Genomic DNA, 17,879 nt, shown 5'->3' with positions numbered 1-17,879 from the left:
GAGGAGGAACGACACACATCCGGCGGACCCGCGAGACACCTCCCGGGGGCCCGCAGCAGACCCGAAGGGGAGCAGCATGGCCGGCAAGCCGCCCGCAGGAGACCCCGTCCAGGACGCCCCGCGGATCGGCCCGGCCCAGCACGCCGCGGCCGGGCTGCCCGCCGTCACCGAGAGCCTGCGCGTCGCCCAGCGGCAGATGGGGCTGAGCCGCACCGCCCGCACCCTCCTCAAGGTCAACCAGAAGGACGGCTTCGACTGCCCCGGCTGCGCCTGGCCCGAGGGCGACAAGCGGCACGTGGCCGAGTTCTGCGAGAACGGCGTCAAGGCCGTCGCCGAGGAGGCCACGCTGCGCCGGGTGACCCCGGACTTCTTCGCCGCCCACCCCGTGGACGACCTCGCCGGACGCAGCGGCTACTGGCTCGGCCAGCAGGGCCGCATCACGCAGCCGGTGTACCTGCCGGAGGGCGCCGACCGGTACCAGGCGGTGACCTGGGAGCGCGCCTTCGAGATCATCGCCGAGGAGCTGGGCGCCCTCTCCTCCCCCGACGAGGCCGTCTTCTACACCTCCGGGCGCACCAGCAACGAGGCCGCGTTCCTCCTCCAGCTCTTCGCCCGCGAGTTCGGCACCAACAACCTGCCGGACTGCTCCAACATGTGCCACGAGTCCTCGGGCTCCGCGCTCACCGAGACCATCGGCGTCGGCAAGGGCTCGGTCTCCCTGGAGGACCTGCACCACGCCGACCTGATCATCATCGCCGGGCAGAACCCCGGCACCAACCACCCCCGGATGCTCTCCGCCCTGGAGCGGGCCAAGACCGCCGGCGCGAAGATCATCTCGGTGAACCCGCTGCCCGAGGCCGGCCTCGAACGCTTCAAGAACCCGCAGACCCCGCACGGCATGCTCAAGGGCACCCCGCTGAACGACCTGTTCCTGCAGATCCGCATCGGCGGCGACCAGGCCCTCTTCCGCCTCCTCAACAAGCTGATCCTGGCCTCCGAGGGCGCCGTCGACGAGCGGTTCGTCGCCGAACACACCCACGGCTACGAGGAGTTCGCCGCGGCGGCGGCCGAAGCCGACTGGGACGAGACCCTCGCCGCGACCGGCCTCGACCGCGCCGCCATCGAACAGGCCCTCGACATGGTCCTGGCCTCCGAGCGCACCGTCGTCTGCTGGGCCATGGGCCTCACCCAGCACAAGCACTCCGTGCCGACCATCCGCGAGATCGTCAACTTCCTCCTGCTGCGCGGCAACATCGGCCGCCCCGGCGCCGGGGTCTGCCCCGTGCGCGGCCACTCCAACGTCCAGGGCGACCGCACCATGGGCATCTTCGAGCGGCCCTCCACCGCCTTCCTCGACACCCTCGACGCGGAGTTCGGCATCACCTCACCGCGCCACCACGGCTACGACGTGGTCCGCGCGATCCGCGCCCTGCGCGACGGGGACGCCAAGGTCTTCTTCGCCATGGGCGGCAACTTCGTCGCCGCCACCCCCGACACCGACGTCACCGAGGCGGCCATGCGCAACGCCCGCCTCACCGTCCACGTCTCCACCAAGCTCAACCGCTCGCACGCCGTCACCGGCGCCCGCGCCCTGATCCTGCCCACCCTCGGCCGCACCGACAAGGACGTCCAGGCGAGCGGCAAGCAGTTCGTCACCGTCGAGGACTCCATGAGCAAGGTCCACGCCTCGCGCGGCAACCTCACCCCCGCGAGCCCCCACCTGCTCTCCGAGCCCGCCATCGTCGCCCGCCTCGCCCGCGCCGTCCTCGGCCCCGGCTCCGCCACCCCCTGGGAGGACTTCGAGCGCGACTACGCCACCATCCGCGACCGCATCTCCCGGGTCGTCCCCGGCTTCGAGAACTTCAACGCGCGCATCGCCCACCCCGGCGGCTTCACCCTGCCGCACGGCCCCCGCGACTCCCGCCGCTTCCCCACCGAAACCGGCCGGGCCAACTTCACCGCCGCGCCGGTCGAGTACCCCGAGCTGCCCGAGGGCCGGCTGCTGCTCCAGACCCTGCGCTCCCACGACCAGTACAACACCACGATCTACGGCCTCGACGACCGCTACCGGGGCATCAGGGGCGGCCGCCGCGTCGTCCTCGTCCACCCCGACGACGCCGCCGCGCTCGGCCTGCCCGACGGCACCTACACCGACCTCGTCAGCGAGTGGAAGGACGGGGTGGAGCGCCGCGCGCCCGGCTTCCGCGTCGTCCACTACCCCACCGCCCGGGGCTGCGCCGCCGCGTACTACCCGGAGACCAACGTGCTGGTCCCCCTCGACTCCACCGCCGACACCAGCAACACCCCCGCGTCCAAGTCCGTCGTGGTGCGCTTCGAACCCGGGCACGGAGAACCTGTGGCCTAAGCGCTCGCTCAGCGGTCTGATAAGAACAACGCAGACACGCAGCACCACAGCGACGGAAGGCGGCCCCATGGGCGAGCACACCGCACCCACGTTCCCCCAGGAGATCATCGACGAGTACGCCGCGCTCGGCGTGGACCTGCCCGCCCTCTTCTCCGCCGGTCACCTCGGGGAACGCATGGGCGTACGCATCCTCGAAGCCTCCGCCGAGCGCGTCGTCGGCACCATGCCCGTCGAGGGCAACACCCAGCCCTACGGCCTCCTGCACGGCGGCGCCTCCGCCGTCCTGGCCGAGACCCTGGGCTCCGTCGGCTCCATGCTCCACGGCGGCCCGGCCAAGGTCGCCGTGGGCGTCGACCTGAACTGCACCCATCACCGAGGGGTACGAAGCGGCCTGATCACCGGCGTCGCCACCCCCGTGCACCGCGGCCGGTCCACCGCCACGTACGAGATCACCCTCACCGACGAGCACGGCAAGCGCGTCTGCACCGCCCGCCTCACCTGCCTGCTGCGCGACGCCCCCGCCCCTGCGGCCGGCTGACCCCGCGCCACCCCCCGACACCCGCTGCCCGGCCGTACACGAAACGGCCGGGCAGCGGCATTTCCGGGCACAACCACCGCTGTTCACAAGGAATTCGGGCCGCCGCGCCCTCAACCCCCTTGACCCGGCGGCCCGTTCCATGGCCCACTCAGCTACCGCATCCCACGCGCCCCGTCACCACACCGCGTCGCCGCACCCCCACCACCGTAACTCCGCGTAACCAACGCGCGAGGCGGCGGACCCCGCCCCGACGCCCCCCGCCCGGCCCCCTCCGCCACCGGGCGCCGAGCCATGCCCTCGAACGCCCGCCCGGCGGCCCCCCTGGGCGACAGCACCAAGATCACCCCAAGCCCCTTAGCAGAGCTGCGCGTTCTCACATTGCGGTCACTTCACGCTCCGGTAAAAAGCCGTACATGTCCGCCCACCCACCTCAAGCCTTGCTCAAGGGCATAACAAGAGAGTCACATCCTTGGCAGGCAGCACTCCCGACCCCCACCACTGCCCTTAGAGTCACGGCCAGTCACCGCGCCGCCGGGCGCGTCTGCAGCACGGCCCTGTACCAACCCAGTACGGCCCGGCGAACGACACGGCACCTCCAGCAGAGGAGGCCGCGCCAGGGAAAGGACCTTTCGTGCGACACCGTTCTTTGCTCATCCTCACAGCAGTGCTCACCACAGGAGCGCTCACACTCACCGCCTGCGGGTCGCGCGACGACGACAACAAGAGCGACGGCAACAGCTCCGGCGGCAACACCACCGTCGTCATCGGCGTCGACGCACCGCTCACCGGCGACCTCTCCGCCCTCGGCCTCGGCATCAAGAACGCCGCCGACCTCGCCGCCAAGACGGCGAACAAGGAGAAGACGGTCCCCGGCATCACCTTCGAGGTCCAGCCGCTCGACGACCAGGCCCAGCCCTCCGTCGGCCAGCAGAACGCCACGAAGTTCATCGACAACAAAAAGGTCCTCGGCGTCGTCGGCCCGCTGAACTCCGGCGTCTCCCAGTCGATGCAGAAGCCGCTCAACGACGCCGGCCTCACCCAGGTCTCCCCCGCCAACACCGGCACCGAGCTGACCCAGGGCAACAACTGGAAGACCGGCGACAAGAAGCGCCCCTTCAAGACCTACTTCCGCACCGCCACCACGGACCAGATCCAGGGCGCCTTCGCCGCGAAGTACCTGTACAACAACGCGAAGATCAAGCAGGTCTACCTCATCGACGACCAGAAGCCCTACGGCGCCGGTCTCGCGGCCTCCTTCAAGGCCACCTTCACCGGCCTCGGCGGCAAGATCGTCGGCGCCGACCACGTGAACCCCGAGGACCGCGACTTCAACGCCGTCGTCACCAAGGTCAAGAGGTCCGGCGCCAAGGCCGTCTACTACGGCGGCGAGTACCCCGCCGGCGCCCCCCTGAGCCAGCAGCTCAAGGACAGCGTCAAGATCCCCCTCATGGGCGGTGACGGCATGTACAGCGCCGACTTCATCAAGCTCAACAAGAAGGCCCAGGGCGACATCGCCACCTCCGTCGGCAAGCCGGTCGAGGAACTCGACTCCGCCAAGAAGTTCATCGCCGACTACGAGGCCGCCGGCTACAAGGACGCCTACGAGGCCTACGGGGGCGGCACCTACGACGCCACCTGGTCGATCATCGAGGCCGTCAAGATCGCGGTCGCCGAGAACGACGGCAAGCTCCCCGACGACGCCCGCGCCAAGGTCCTCGAGGCCATGAGCAAGGTCAAGTTCGACGGCGTGACCGGCCCCGTCTCCTTCGACGAGTACGGCGACACCACCAACACCATGATGACCGCCTACCAGGTCGACGGTGGCAAGTGGGTCTCCAAGCTCAGCGAGGTCTACAAGCCGTAACCGACCCCGGCCACACCCGCCGGCACACCCCACCCAGACCGCGCGGGAGCGCTACGAGCACTCCCGCGCGGCGCCATATCCGAACCACTCCACGGAGGCCCTGCGGTGCACGAACTGCCGCAACAGCTGGCCAATGGACTCATCCTCGGCGCGATGTACGGACTCATCGCGATCGGCTACACGATGGTCTACGGAATCATCCAGCTCATCAACTTCGCCCACGGCGAGATCTTCATGATCGGAGGCTTCGGAGCTCTCACCGTGTACCTCTGGATGCCGGCCGGCTCCAACCTCCTCGCCATCCTCCCCCTCATGATCATCGGCGGCGTCATATGCTCCGTCGCCATCAGCGCCGCCGCCGAACGCTTCGCGTACCGCCCGCTGCGCAACGCCCCCCGGCTCGCCCCGCTGATCACCGCGATCGGGCTCTCCCTCGCGCTCCAGCAGGCCATCTGGAAGTGGTACCCCGACGCCACCAAGGACCACCCCTTCCCGCAGCTCAAGGGCGACGCCTTCGACATCTTCGGCGCCCACGTCCAGCGCGGTGACCTCTTCGTCCTCATCTCCGCCCCCGTCTGCATGATCGCCCTCGGGCTCTTCGTCTCCAAGACCCGCTCCGGCCGCGGCATGCAGGCCACCTCGCAGGACCCCGACACCGCCAAGCTCATGGGCATCAACACCGACCGCATCATCGTCATGGCCTTCGCCATCGGTGCCGCGTTCGCCGCCGTCGCCGCCGTCGCCTACGGGCTCAAGAACGGCCAGATCGGCTTCCGCATGGGCTTCCTCATGGGCCTCAAGGCCTTCACCGCCGCCGTCCTCGGCGGCATCGGCAACATCTACGGCGCCATGCTCGGCGGCGTCGTCCTCGGCGTCGCCGAATCCCTCGCCACCGGCTACATGAGCGAAGTCCCCGGCATGGACCTCTTCGGCGGCGGCGCCTGGAAGGACGTGTGGGCCTTCGTCCTCCTCATCGTCGTCCTGCTGCTGCGGCCACAGGGCCTGCTCGGCGAACGCGTCGCGGACAGGGCGTGATACGGATGACCACCGCACTCCTCCCGCTCCCCGCCCCGGCCGCCCGCGCCGCCACCCTGGCAGGCGCCGCCGCCGCACTCGCCGGCACGTTCCTCCCCTGGACCTGGACCTCCGCATTCCCCGGCGACCTCACCGTCACCGGCTACCCCGGCGGCCTCCAGGTCCTCACCCTCATCGCCGCGGTCCTCACCCTGCTCTTCGCCCTCACCGGCTACGGCATCCCCGGACTGCGCACCCTCACCCCCGGCGGCACCAACAGCCCCGTCCGCCTCCTCGCCCTCGGCACCCTCGGCGTCACCGGCTACGCCATGGGCGCCATCTCCTACCAGCTCGGCGGCGTCGTCAACCTGGAACCCGGAGCCTGGGTCAGCGGCATCGGCGCACTCGTCGCCGTCATCGCCTCCCTCGCCCTCCCCTACGACGTCCCGCTCTCCGCCGACGGCCCCGCGCCGAACGGCTGGCAGCGCTTCCGCAACAGCCTCGCCGCACCTTCGGCACCCCGCGCCAAGGCCCTCCCGGCCTGGGCCGAGATCATCATCATCGCCGTCGCCTTCGGCTTCGCGCTGTACGTCTTCACCTACGGCATCGACATCCCCACCGAGGACTCCGAGCAGTTCATCGGCTTCCTCATCACCGCGGGCTTCGGATTCACCGCGCTCACCCGGGCCGGCCTCATCGGCCGCCTCACCGCGCTGACCGGCAAACACCGCAACGTCACCCTCACCGCCGCCCTGGTCGCAGCACTCTGCTTCCCCTTCACCCAGGACACCGCCGAGTACGCCCTCATCGGCGTCAACATCCTCATCTTCGCCACCGTCGCACTCGGCCTCAACGTCGTCGTCGGCCTCGCCGGCCTCCTCGACCTCGGCTACGTCGCCTTCCTCGGCGTCGGCGCCTACGCCGCCGCACTCGTCTCCGGCGCACCCCTCTCCGCGATCGGCGTGACCTTCCCCTTCTGGGCCGCCGTCCTCACCGGAGCCGTCGTCTCCCTGATCTTCGGCGTCCTCATCGGCGCCCCGACCCTGCGGCTGCGGGGCGACTACCTCGCCATCGTCACCCTCGGCTTCGGAGAGATCTTCCGCGTCACCGTCAACAACCTCAACGGCAACAGCGGCCCCGACCTCACCAACGGCTCCCAGGGCATCCCGAGCATCCCCGACCTCAACCTCCTGGGGATCGACTTCGGGCTCAGCCACGACGTCGGACCCTTCACCCTCAGCAGGCCGGCCAACTACTACCTGCTGATGCTCGTCGTCACCGCCGTCGTCGTCCTCGTCTTCCGCCGGTCCGGAGACAGCCGCATCGGCCGCGCCTGGGTCGCCATCCGCGAGGACGAGACCGCCGCCACCGCCATGGGCATCAACGCCTTCCGGCTCAAGCTGCTCGCCTTCGCCCTCGGCGCCACGCTGGCCGGCCTCGCCGGGACCGTACAGGCACACGTCAACTACACCGTGACGCCCGAGCAGTACCAGTTCGCCGGCTCCGTACCGCCGAACTCCGCGTTCCTCCTCGCCGCCGTCATCCTCGGCGGCATGGGAACCCTCAGCGGACCCTTCGTCGGCGCCGCGCTGCTCTACCTCATCCCGGCCAAGCTCCAGTTCATGCAGGACTACCAGCTCTTCCTCTTCGGCATCGCGCTCGTCCTCCTGATGCGCTTCCGCCCCGAGGGCCTCATCGCCGACCGCAGGAAGCAGCTCGAATTCCACGAGAACGACGAGCCCGACCAGCCCGACGTGCCCACACCCCGGACGTCCGACGACACGGACGCCGGCATCGCCAAGGCGGGGGCGTAACACCATGACCACCACCAACACCGCCACCACCACGACCGTGCTCGACGCCGGCGGGGTCACCATGCGCTTCGGCGGCCTCACCGCCGTCCGGGGCGTCGACCTCACCGTCAACGCCGGCGAGATCGTCGGTCTCATCGGCCCCAACGGCGCCGGCAAGACCACCTTCTTCAACTGCCTCACCGGCCTCTACGTCCCCACCGAGGGCACCGTCCGCTACAAGGGCACCGTCCTGCCGCCCAAGCCCCACCTCGTCACCCAGGCAGGCATCGCCCGCACCTTCCAGAACATCCGGCTCTTCGCCAACATGACCGTCCTGGAGAACGTCCTCGTCGGACGCCACACCCGGACGAAGGAAGGTCTCTGGTCCGCCCTCCTGCGCCTGCCCGGCTTCAACAAGGCCGAGCAGGCCGGCCGCGAACGCGCCATGGAACTCCTGGAGTTCATCGGCCTCCAGGACAAGGCCGACCACCTCGCGCGCAACCTCCCCTACGGGGACCAGCGCAAGCTGGAAATCGCCCGCGCCCTCGCCAGCGACCCCGGACTCCTCCTGCTGGACGAGCCCACCGCCGGCATGAACCCGCAGGAAACCCGCGTCACCGAAGAACTCATCTTCGCCATCCGGGACCAGGGCATCGCCGTTCTCGTCATCGAGCACGACATGCGCTTCATCTTCAACCTCTGCGACCGCGTCGCCTGCCTCGTCCAGGGCGAGAAACTCGTCGAAGGCACCGCATCCGAGGTCCAGAGCGACGAACGCGTCGTCGCCGCCTACCTCGGCACCCCCTTCGAAGGCGCCCCCGGCGCCGACGAGGTCGCCGAGGTCGAGAAGGCCGAGGCGCAAGCCACCACGCACACGAGCACGGAAGAGGAGGACAACCGATGACCGCACTGCTCCAGGTCGAGGACCTCCGCGTCGCCTACGGCAAGATCGAAGCCGTCAAGGGCATCTCGTTCACCGTCGAGGCCGGCCAGGTGGTCACCCTCATCGGCACCAACGGCGCCGGCAAGACCACCACCCTGCGCACCCTCTCCGGGCTGCTCAAACCGCTCAGCGGCCGCATCCTCTTCGAGGGACAGCCGCTCAACAACGTCCCCGCGCACAAGATCGTCTCCATGGGCCTCGCCCACTCCCCCGAGGGCCGCCACATCTTCCCCCGGCTGACGATCACCGAGAACCTCCTGCTCGGGGCGTACCTCCGCAACGACAAGGCCGGCATCGAGAAGGACGTCCAGCGCGCCTACGACCTCTTCCCCATCCTCGGGGAACGCCGGAAGCAGGCCGCCGGAACCCTCTCCGGCGGCGAGCAGCAGATGCTCGCCATGGGCAGGGCGCTGATGTCCCAGCCCAAGCTGCTCATGCTCGACGAGCCCTCCATGGGCCTCTCCCCGATCATGATGCAGAAGATCATGGAGACCATCGTCGAACTCCGGTCCTCCGGTACGACCATCCTCCTGGTCGAGCAGAACGCCCAGGCCGCCCTGTCCCTCGCGGACCAGGGCCACGTCATGGAGATCGGCAAGATCGTCCTCTCCGGCACCGGGGCGGACCTCCTCCACGACGAGTCCGTCCGCAAGGCGTACCTCGGCGAGGACTGAACCCTCCCGGACACGACGAAGGCCCGCGCCTGGTGGCGCGGGCCTTCGTCGTGTCCGTGCGCGGCGCCCTACTCCGCGGCCTTCTTCTTCTCCTCGGCGTCCGCGATCAGCGCCTCGGCGAGCTGCTGCATCGACAGCCGGCGGTCCATCGACGTCTTCTGGATCCACCGGAACGCCTCCGGCTCCGACAGCCCGTAGTCCGTCTGCAGGATGCTCTTCGCCCGGTCCACCAGCTTCCGCGTCTCCAGCCGCTGGGCGAGGTCCGCGACCTCGCTCTCCAGCGCCTTCAGCTCGGAGAACCGCGAGACGGCCATCTCGATGGCGGGGACGACGTCGCTCTTGCTGAACGGCTTCACCAGGTACGCCATCGCCCCGGCATCCCGGGCCCGCTCCACGAGGTCGCGCTGCGAGAACGCGGTGAGCATGAGCACCGGGGCGATGGACTCCTCGGCGATCTTCTCGGCGGCCGAGATGCCGTCCAGGACCGGCATCTTCACGTCCAGGATGACCAGGTCCGGCCGGTGCTCCCGCGCCAGTTCGACGGCCTGCTGCCCGTCCCCGGCCTCGCCGACCACGGAGTACCCCTCCTCCTCGAGCATCTCTTTGAGATCGAGGCGGATGAGCGCTTCGTCCTCGGCGATGACGACGCGGGTCGTCAGCGGCGGAACGTGCGACTTGTCGTCATCGGCGACGGGCTGGGGCGACTCGGGGGTGGTCACGGGGCTCCTTGTTCCAGGGCAGGGACTGCTGCCCTGAGCCTACCCAGCTACGGTATGGTGGTCGCGCAGCGGGTCGAAGGAAACCTTCGATTCCCCCAGCCCCGGTAGCCCAATTGGCAGCAGGCAATGGATTCAAAACCCATACAGTGTCGGTTCGAATCCGACTCGGGGCACTTTTCCTTCGATTCGAAGGTCACAACAAAACCCTAGGCTTTCACGGGAAAGTGTGAGTTCCGAGGGTTTCCAGGAAGCGGTTTGCGGACAGAGCCATGATCGTCCGCGTGTACGACCTCGAAACACGCAAGCACGCCTTGGCCCTCCTCGAACAGGGCCTCAGTCTGAATGCCGTGAGCAGGCGGACGGGCATTTCCCGGGCCGCCATCCGGTCCTGGCTCGTGCGCACGGAACCGGTCGGAAACGCACGCGGCCGCGACTGTCCCCGCTGCGGCGAGACACCCGGCCCGCCCGAAGCCCCGGCGGCGTACGCGTACCTGCTCGGTCTCTACCTCGGCGACGGGTGCGTCAGCGCGGGCAGGCGCGGCGTCCACTCCCTCCGCATCGCGTGCGCCGACGCCTGGCCGGGCCTCATCGACGCTTGCGTCGAGGCCGTCCGGAGCGTGGCTGTCGCATCACCAACTGGACGACCCGCCTCGTCAAGGGCGAACGGAAGCGCTACGAGTACCCCCGGTACTTCTTCACCAACCTGTCGGCCGACATCCTGACGCTCTACACCGACACCCTCGACCGGGTCGGCGTCGAGTGGAAGAAGACCAACGGCAAGAACATCTCCGTCGCCCGACGCGCGTCCGTCGCGCTCATGGACGCGCACGTCGGGCCGAAGTACTGAGCGGGCCCTCCCCTACTTCGGGCTGTCGTCCTCGCCGATGTGGTGGACGCGGACCAGATTCGTCGAACCGGCCACGCCGGGCGGGGAGCCGGCCGTGATGACGACCACGTCGCCCTTGCGGCAGCGGCCGATCTTGAGGAGTTCCTCGTCCACCTGGGCGACCATCGCGTCCGTGGAGTCCACGTGCGGGCCGAGAAACGTCTCGACGCCCCAGGTCAGGTTCAGCTGGGAGCGGGTGGCCGGGTCCGGGGTGAAGGCCAGGAGCGGGATCGGGGAGCGGTAGCGCGACAGCCGCTTGACCGTGTCGCCGCTCTGCGTGAACGCGACCAGGAACTTCGCGCCGAGGAAGTCGCCCATCTCCGCCGCCGCGCGGGCCACCGCGCCGCCCTGGGTGCGGGGCTTGTTGCGCTCGGTCAGCGGCGGCAGGCCCTTCGCGAGGATGTCCTCCTCGGCCGCCTCCACGATGCGCGCCATCGTGCGGACCGTCTCGATGGCGTACTTGCCGACGCTCGTCTCACCGGACAGCATCACCGCGTCCGTGCCGTCGATGACGGCGTTCGCGACGTCGGACGCCTCGGCGCGGGTGGGCCGGGAGTTGTCGATCATCGAGTCGAGCATCTGCGTCGCGACGATCACCGGCTTCGCGTTCCGCTTGGCGAGCTTGATCGCCCGCTTCTGGACGATCGGCACCTGCTCCAGCGGCATCTCGACGCCGAGGTCGCCCCGGGCGACCATGATGCCGTCGAACGCGGCGACGATGTCCTCGATGTTGTCGACGGCCTGCGGCTTCTCGACCTTGGCGATGACGGGGAGGCGGCGGCCCTCCTCGTCCATGACGCGGTGGACGTCCTCGATGTCCCGGCCGCTGCGCACGAAGGAGAGGGCGATGATGTCGGCGCCCGTGCGGATGGCCCAGCGCAGGTCGTCGATGTCCTTCTCGGAGAGCGCGGGGACGGAGACGGCGACGCCGGGGAGGTTGAGGCCCTTGTGGTCGGAGACCATGCCGCCCTCGATGACGGTGGTGCGGACGCGCGGGCCGTCCACCTCGGTGACCTCGAGCGTGACGCGCCCGTCGTCGATCAGGATGCGCTCGCCGGGGGTGACGTCGGCGGCGAGACCGTGGTAGGTGGTGCCGCAGCCGTGGCGGTCGCCCTCCATCGGTTCGACGGTGATGGTGAAGTCGTCGCCGCGTTCAAGGAGTACGGGGCCTTCGCTGAAGCGTCCGAGGCGGATCTTCGGGCCTTGAAGGTCGACCAGGACGCCGACGCTGCGGCGGGCCTCGTCGGACGCCTTGCGGACCCGATGGTAGCGCTCTTCGTGTTCGGCGTAGCTGCCGTGGCTGAGGTTGAGGCGGGCGATGTCCATTCCGGCCTCGACCAGGGACTTGATCTGGTCGTATGTGTCGGTGGCTGGTCCCAGGGTGCAAACGATTTTGGCTCGGCGCATGGTTCGAGCCTAGACCTTACCTATGGGTAGGTAATTGGCTCTGTATGACTGTCCAACCACCTTTGAATGAAGGGTTATTGACAAGTGTTGAATTGTGCGGCGGCGTGCTCGGATGAGCACGCCGCCGGGGTGCGCGGGCGGGATTTCAGAGTTTCGGCGGGGTCATGGTGAAGCGGGCGTTCACCTGCGCGTAGACGGTCTGCCGCTGGGGTTCGAGGTCGATGGCGGGGGGCGGCGGGGCGCCCGCTCCGGCGGGGGCGGGCAGCGCGCCGCCGTAGCCGGCCCCGCGGGCGTAGGCGACGGGGGCGGCGTTCTCGGCGCCTATGTCGGCGAGTTCGACGAGGGCGGCGAGGTCCGCGCCGAGTGCTCCGGCGTATTCGCGGGCGCGCTGGACGGCTTCGCGGACCGCTTGGCGGCGGGCTTCGCCGTGGGCGGGTGAGGTGGGGCGCAGGGCCCACCAGGGGCCGTTGACCTGGGTCATGTCGAGGTCGCCGACCCGGGTGACGAATTCGCCGAGGGCGGTGAAGTCGTTGAGGACGGCGGTGATGTAGACGCGGCCGTGGTAGGCGCGGATCTTTTCGTCGCGGCCGCGGTGGACGAGTTCGGGGCTGATCGACAGGGCGCCGGTTTCGAGTTTTTCGACGGCGTCGCCGTAGGCGCGGGCGAGTTCGAGGACGGTGGCGTTGCGGCGGGTGAGGTCTTCGAGGGCGGCGCGCCGGTCCTTGCCCCGGGCGGTGACGGTGATGGAGAGGCGGGCGATCTCGGGGTCGACCTCCAGGCGGGCTTCGCCGCGGACGGCGAGGCGGGGCTGGTCGGGGGTGCCGTAGGGCTGGGCGGTGTCGTTCATGGGTCCACTCTGGCACTCGGGTGTGACAGGGGGCGGGTGGAGCCGGGAGCGTACGGGGGTGTTACCCGGTGGAGGGTGTGTGGTCATGGAAGTGAAATCTGTCGGGGGTGTTGCCGGGGGTGGTGGGCGGGTGATTATCTACGCGCGTTGCCCGCTCGTCCGTGTGTCGTGTCGCCTGGTCTGCACGTGTCACTGGGGGCTGGGCTTCGTACGTGGAACTTCGCACCAAGAGAACCAAGAGAACAGAGATGTGGGAGACGAGATGCCGCTGAACCGAAGGACGTTCCTGGGGACATCGGCCGCGGCCGGCGCGGGTGCGGTGATCGCGGGCGGCGCCGCGTCTCCGGCGCAGGCGCACGGGCGGGGGCACGGTGGGGGGCACGGGCGTCCGCCGAAGCGGTACTCGTTCACCGTGATGGGGACGACCGATCTGCACGGGAACGTCTTCAACTGGGACTACTTCACGGATGCCGAGTTCGACGACAAGGACCACAACGACGTGGGTCTGGCGAAGATCTCGACGCTGGTGGAGGAGGTGCGGCGGGAGAAGGGCCGTCACAACACGCTGATGATCGACGCGGGTGACACGATCCAGGGCACGCAGCTCTCGTACTACTACGCGAAGATCGACCCGATCACGGCGAAGCGTGGTCCGGTGCATCCGATGGCGCAGGCGATGAACGCGATCGGTTACGACGCGGCGGCGCTGGGGAACCACGAGTTCAACTACGGCATTCCGGTGCTGCGCGCGTTCGAGGAGCAGTGCGACTTCCCGCTGCTCGGGGCGAACGCGCTGGACGCGCGGACGCTGCGGCCGGCGTTCGCGCCGTATGTGATCAGGAAGCTGCGGACGCCGCACGGCCGGGACGTGCGGGTGGCGGTGCTGGGGCTGACGAATCCGGGCATCGCGATCTGGGACAAGGCCAATGTGGGCGGGAAGATGGTGTTTCCCGGGCTGGTGGAGCAGGCGGCGAAGTTCGTGCCGCGGCTGCGTTCGATGGGTGCGGACGTGGTGATCGTGTCGGCGCACTCGGGGACGAGCGGGACGTCGTCGTACGGGGACCAGCTTCCGCATGTGGAGAACGCGGCGGCTCTGGTGGCGGAGCAGGTGCCGGGGATCGACGCGATTCTGGTGGGTCACGCGCATCAGGAGATTCCCGAGTACTTCGTGGAGAACGAGGAGACGGGGAAGCGGGTCGTGCTCTCGGAGCCGCTGAAGTGGGGGCAGCGGCTGACGTTGTTCGACTTCGACGTGGTGTGGGAGAAGGGCCGCTGGGTGGTCGAGCGGGCGGGTTCGCGGGTGCTGAACTCGAACACGGTCGCGGAGGATCCGAAGATCACGAAGTTGCTGGCGGACGAGCACCGGAAGGTCGTGGCGTACGTCAACCAGGTGATCGGGACGTCGGCGGCGGCGATGACGACGGCCGAGGCGGCGTGGAAGGACGAGCCGATCATCGATCTGATCAACGTCGTCCAGACGGAGACGGTGAGGGCGGCGCTGGCGGGTGGTGAGTACGCGGAGCTGCCGGTGCTGTCGCAGGCGTCGTGCTTCTCGCGGACGGCGCGGATTCCGGCCGGGGACGTGACCATCAGGGACGCGGCGGGGCTGTATCCGTTCGAGAACACGCTGGAGGCGCGGCTGCTGACGGGTGCGCAGATCCGGGATTATCTGGAGTACTCGGCGAAGTACTACGTGCGGACGGCGGCGGGTGCTCCGGTGGATCCGGCGAAGCTGACGAATGCGGAGAACACGCCGGACTACAACTACGACGCGGTGTCGGGGCTGACGTATGACATCGACATCGCGCAGCCGGTGGGTTCGCGGATCGTGAATCTGGCGTTCGAGGGGAAGCCGGTGGATCCGGCGGCGCGGTTCGTGCTGGCGGTGAACAACTACCGGGCGAGTGGGGGTGGCAACTTCCCGCATGTGCCGGGTGCGAAGCAGCTGTGGGCGAATTCGGAGGAGATCCGGAACACGATCATCGCCTGGGTGCAGGCGAAGGGTTCGGTGGACAGTGCGGAGTTCGCCTCGGTGGACTGGCGGCTGACGCGGGACGGTGTGCCGGTGTTCTGAGGGCTGTGGCCCCGCGCCGGTTCGGGCGGTCGTTCCGTCTCCCTTTTCGGGAAGCGGGGCGGCCGCCCTTTGTTGTGGGTGCGGGTGGTCAGTGGGGGCGGGTGAGGGGGACGAGGGTGGGGGGCTGGGCGGGGATGGCGGGCTGGGTGAGGCCGAAGGTGGTGAAGGCGGTGCGGTGTGGCAGTGGGTAGGGGTTGGTGCCGGTGAGGTCGTTGAGGATGGTGGCGCTGCGCCAGGCGGCGAGGCCGAGGTCGGGGGTGCCGACGCCGTGGGTGTGGCGTTCGGCGTTCTGTACGTAGATGTGGCCGGTGACGGCGGGGCCGAGGTCGAGGCGTTGGTGGGCGTCGACGCGGGGGCGGCCGGCCGTGTCCCGGCGCAGGTGGGGGCGGAGGTGTTCGAGGAGGGTGTCGAGGGGGCGTTCGCGGTAGCCGGTGGCGAGGACGACGGCGTCGGTGGTGATGCGGGTGCGGGTGTGTTGCTGGACGTGTTCGAGGTGGAGTTCGACGCGGGTGTTGGCGACGCGTCCGGCGGTGCGTACGGCTACGCCGGGGGTGAGGGTGGCGTCGGGCCAGCCGCCGTGGAGGGTGCGGCGGTAGAGCTCGTCGTGGATGGCGGCGATGGTGTCGTGGTCGATGCCTTTGTGGAGCTGCCACTGCTGGGGGACGAGGGCGTCGCGCACGGGTTCGGGGAGGGCGTGGAAGTAGCGGGTGTAGTCGGGGGTGAAGTGTTCGAGGCCGAGCTTCGAGTACTCCATGGGGGCGAAGGCGGGGGTGCGGGCGAGCCAGTGGAGGCCTTCGCTGCCGGTGGGGCGGGCGCGCAGGAGGTCGAGGAAGATCTCGGCGCCGGATTGTCCGGAGCCGATGACGGTGATGTGGCGGGCGTCGAGGAGGCGGTCGCGGTGGTGGAGGTAGTCGGCGGAGTGGATGACGGGGGCGGTGGTGGTGCCGGTGTCGGTGAGGGGTTTGAGGGGTTCGGGGATGTGGGGTTCGGTGCCGATGCCGAGGGCGATGTGGCGGGCGCGGGTGCGGCCGAGTGAGGCGGCTTCGCCGTGGGGGTCGAGTTGGGTGTGGTCGATTTCGAAGTGGCCGGCGTGGGGGGCCCAGCGGATGGTGTCGACCTGGTGGCCGAAGTGGAGTCCGGGGAGTTGGGTGCTGACCCAGCGGCAGTAGGCGTCGTATTCGGAGCGGTGGATGTGGAAGCGCTCGGCGAAGTAGAAGGGGAAGAGGCGGTTCTGGGTGCGCTGGTAGTTGAGGAAGCTCCAGGGGCTGGTGGGGTCGGCGAGGGTGACGAGGTCGGCGAGGAAGGGGACTTGGAGGGTGGCGCCTTCGATGAGGAGTCCGGGGTGCCAGTGGAAGGCGGGGCGCTGTTCGTAGAAGGCGGTGGTGAGGGGGGTGGGCAGGCCGTGCGCGAGGGCGGCGAGGGAGAGGTTGAAGGGGCCGATGCCGATGCCGACGAGGTCGTGGACGTGGTGGGGGTCGGGGGCGGGTGGGGCGGCGGTCATCGGAGGGTGCTGCCTTCCTTGAGTTCGGCGGTGAGGTGGGTGACGAGGCCGAGGAGCCGGTGGAGGTCGTCGGGGGTGGTGTGGGGGTTGAGGAGGGTGGCCTTGAGCCAGAGGCGGTCTCGGGCGCGGGTGCGGCCGAGTACGGCGTGGCCCCGGGTGAGGAGGGTGCGGCGGAGGGTGGCGACGGTGTGGTCGTCGGCGTCGGTGGGGCGGAAGAGGACGGTGCTGATGGTGGGGCGGTCGTAGAGGTCGAGGCCGGGGGTGTCGGTGATGAGGTCGGCGAGGGTGTGGGCGGTGGCGCAGGTGCGGTCGACGAGGTCGGCGAGGCCGGTGCGGCCGAGGGCCCGGAGGGTGACGGCGATCTTGAGTGCGTCGGGGCGGCGGGTGGTGCGCAGGGAGCGGCCGAGGAGGTCGGGGAGGCCGGCTTCGGTGTCGTCGTCGGCGTTGAGGTAGGGGGCCTGGTGATGGAGGGGGTGGAGGTGGTGGTGGTCGGGGACGGCGAGGATGCCGGCGGATGCGGGCTGCCAGCCGAGTTTGTGGAGGTCGAAGGTGACGCTGTGGGCGCGGTCGAGGCCGTCGAGAAGGTGGCGGTGGGTGGGGCTGAAGAGGAGGGGTCCGCCGTAGGCGGCGTCGATGTGGAGGTCGGCGCCGTGGTGGGCGCAGAGGTCGGCGATGTCGGTGAGGGGGTCGATGTGGCCGGTGTCGGTGGTGCCCGCGGTGGCGGTGACGAGGAGGGGGCCGTGTCCGTGGTTGCGGGCGAGGGTGTCGTGGAGGGCGTGGAGGTCGATGGTGCCGTGGGGGGCGGGCACGGTGAGGGGTTCGGGGAGCCCGAGGAGCCAGGCGGCGCGGGTGATGCTGTGGTGGGCGTTGGCGCCGGTGACGGTCTGGACGGGGCCGTGGCGTTCGCGGGCGAGGAGGAGGCCGAGTTGGTTGGCCTCGGTGCCGCCGGTGGTGATGAGGGCGTCAGGGGCGGGGGGGTGGGGGTAGATCTCGGCGGCGAGGGCGGCGGTGGTCTCGGCTTCGAGGGTGGAGGCGGCGGGGGCCTGGTCCCAGGAGTCCATGGAGGGGTTGAGGGCGGAGGCGGCGAGGTCGGCGGCGGCGGCGAGGGCGAGGGGCGGGGTGTGGAGGTGGGCGGCGCAGAGGGGGTCGGCGGGGTCGGCGGCGCCTGCGGTGAGGGCTTCGACGAGGGTGGCGAGGGCGTGGTGGGCGTCGGTGCCCTGGTCGGGGATGAGCGGGGTGAGGGTGGCGCGGGTG

13 protein-coding genes, 1 tRNA gene and 1 pseudogene are annotated in these 17,879 nt (G+C 69.8%); 10 read left to right on the top strand and 5 right to left on the bottom strand.

All coding sequences use genetic code 11. The features are described 5' to 3' along the window. The first annotated feature begins 76 nt into the window (after positions 1–76). The 7 genes from MHW47_RS02520 (at position 77) to MHW47_RS02490 (ending at position 9,191) form a co-directional block, all read left to right on the top strand. Entirely contained in the window at positions 77–2,365 is a 2,289-nt protein-coding gene (locus tag MHW47_RS02520; protein WP_239220922.1) for an FdhF/YdeP family oxidoreductase, read from the top strand. Between the two features lie 67 nt (positions 2,366–2,432). Continuing rightward, positions 2,433–2,903 (top strand): PaaI family thioesterase, encoded by a 471-nt coding sequence (locus tag MHW47_RS02515; RefSeq protein WP_239220921.1) that lies wholly within the window; start codon positions 2,433–2,435, stop codon positions 2,901–2,903. Between the two features lie 646 nt (positions 2,904–3,549). Beyond that, on the top strand, positions 3,550–4,767 hold the full coding sequence (locus tag MHW47_RS02510) for a branched-chain amino acid ABC transporter substrate-binding protein (RefSeq protein ID WP_239220966.1): 1,218 nt from the start codon (positions 3,550–3,552) through the stop codon (positions 4,765–4,767). A gap of 105 nt (positions 4,768–4,872) precedes the next feature. Then, positions 4,873–5,802, top strand: a complete 930-nt coding sequence (locus tag MHW47_RS02505; protein ID WP_239220920.1) for a branched-chain amino acid ABC transporter permease — start codon at positions 4,873–4,875, stop codon at positions 5,800–5,802. Positions 5,803–5,807: 5 nt separating this feature from the next. Further along, entirely contained in the window at positions 5,808–7,595 is a 1,788-nt protein-coding gene (locus MHW47_RS02500) for a branched-chain amino acid ABC transporter permease (protein ID WP_239220919.1), read from the top strand. Positions 7,596–7,599: 4 nt separating this feature from the next. Next, the gene (locus tag MHW47_RS02495) at positions 7,600–8,478 is read left to right on the top strand and encodes an ABC transporter ATP-binding protein (protein ID WP_239220918.1); all 879 of its coding nucleotides are present in this window, start codon (positions 7,600–7,602) and stop codon (positions 8,476–8,478) included. Next, on the top strand, positions 8,475–9,191 hold the full coding sequence (locus MHW47_RS02490; RefSeq protein WP_239220917.1) for an ABC transporter ATP-binding protein: 717 nt from the start codon (positions 8,475–8,477) through the stop codon (positions 9,189–9,191). The genes MHW47_RS02495 and MHW47_RS02490 overlap by 4 nt, the downstream gene beginning before the upstream one ends. A 68-nt stretch (positions 9,192–9,259) precedes the next feature. On the opposite strand, the gene MHW47_RS02485 is transcribed toward MHW47_RS02490, so the two are convergent. Beyond that, a complete protein-coding gene (locus MHW47_RS02485) occupies positions 9,260–9,910 on the bottom strand; it encodes an ANTAR domain-containing response regulator (protein WP_239220916.1) in 651 nt (216 codons plus the stop codon). Positions 9,911–10,008: 98 nt separating this feature from the next. On the opposite strand from MHW47_RS02485, the gene MHW47_RS02480 reads away from it, so the two are divergent. Then, positions 10,009–10,083 (top strand) — tRNA-Leu (locus MHW47_RS02480). Between the two features lie 108 nt (positions 10,084–10,191). After that, positions 10,192–10,757, top strand: a pseudogene (locus MHW47_RS02475) (transcriptional regulator). 12 nt (positions 10,758–10,769) lie between these two features. Here MHW47_RS02475 and pyk read toward each other — a convergent pair. Continuing rightward, positions 10,770–12,203 carry a pyruvate kinase gene (gene pyk / locus MHW47_RS02470; protein WP_239220915.1) on the bottom strand — a complete coding sequence of 478 codons (1,434 nt, stop codon included), beginning with the start codon at positions 12,201–12,203 and terminating at the stop codon, positions 10,770–10,772. A 145-nt stretch (positions 12,204–12,348) separates the two neighbouring features. Then, positions 12,349–13,050, bottom strand: a complete 702-nt coding sequence (locus MHW47_RS02465) for an SIMPL domain-containing protein (RefSeq protein WP_239220914.1) — start codon at positions 13,048–13,050, stop codon at positions 12,349–12,351. 262 nt (positions 13,051–13,312) lie between these two features. Between MHW47_RS02465 and MHW47_RS02460 the strand changes: the two genes are divergently transcribed. Next, on the top strand, positions 13,313–15,124 hold the full coding sequence (locus tag MHW47_RS02460) for a bifunctional UDP-sugar hydrolase/5'-nucleotidase (RefSeq protein ID WP_239220965.1): 1,812 nt from the start codon (positions 13,313–13,315) through the stop codon (positions 15,122–15,124). 88 nt (positions 15,125–15,212) lie between these two features. On the opposite strand, the gene MHW47_RS02455 is transcribed toward MHW47_RS02460, so the two are convergent. Continuing rightward, the gene (locus tag MHW47_RS02455; protein ID WP_239220913.1) at positions 15,213–16,625 is read right to left on the bottom strand and encodes a lysine N(6)-hydroxylase/L-ornithine N(5)-oxygenase family protein; all 1,413 of its coding nucleotides are present in this window, start codon (positions 16,623–16,625) and stop codon (positions 15,213–15,215) included. Beyond that, a partial coding sequence (locus MHW47_RS02450) for an aminotransferase class V-fold PLP-dependent enzyme (RefSeq protein ID WP_239220912.1) occupies positions 16,622–17,879 on the bottom strand: 1,258 nt, incomplete at its 5' end. The genes MHW47_RS02455 and MHW47_RS02450, both read right to left, overlap by 4 nt.

Origin of the sequence: Streptomyces sp. OfavH-34-F (genome assembly GCF_022347745.1) — a bacterium.
Lineage (GTDB): Bacteria > Actinomycetota > Actinomycetes > Streptomycetales > Streptomycetaceae > Streptomyces.
The sequence above is the reverse complement of the archived record's forward strand: the minus strand, read 5'-3'. Positions and strand labels throughout refer to the sequence as shown.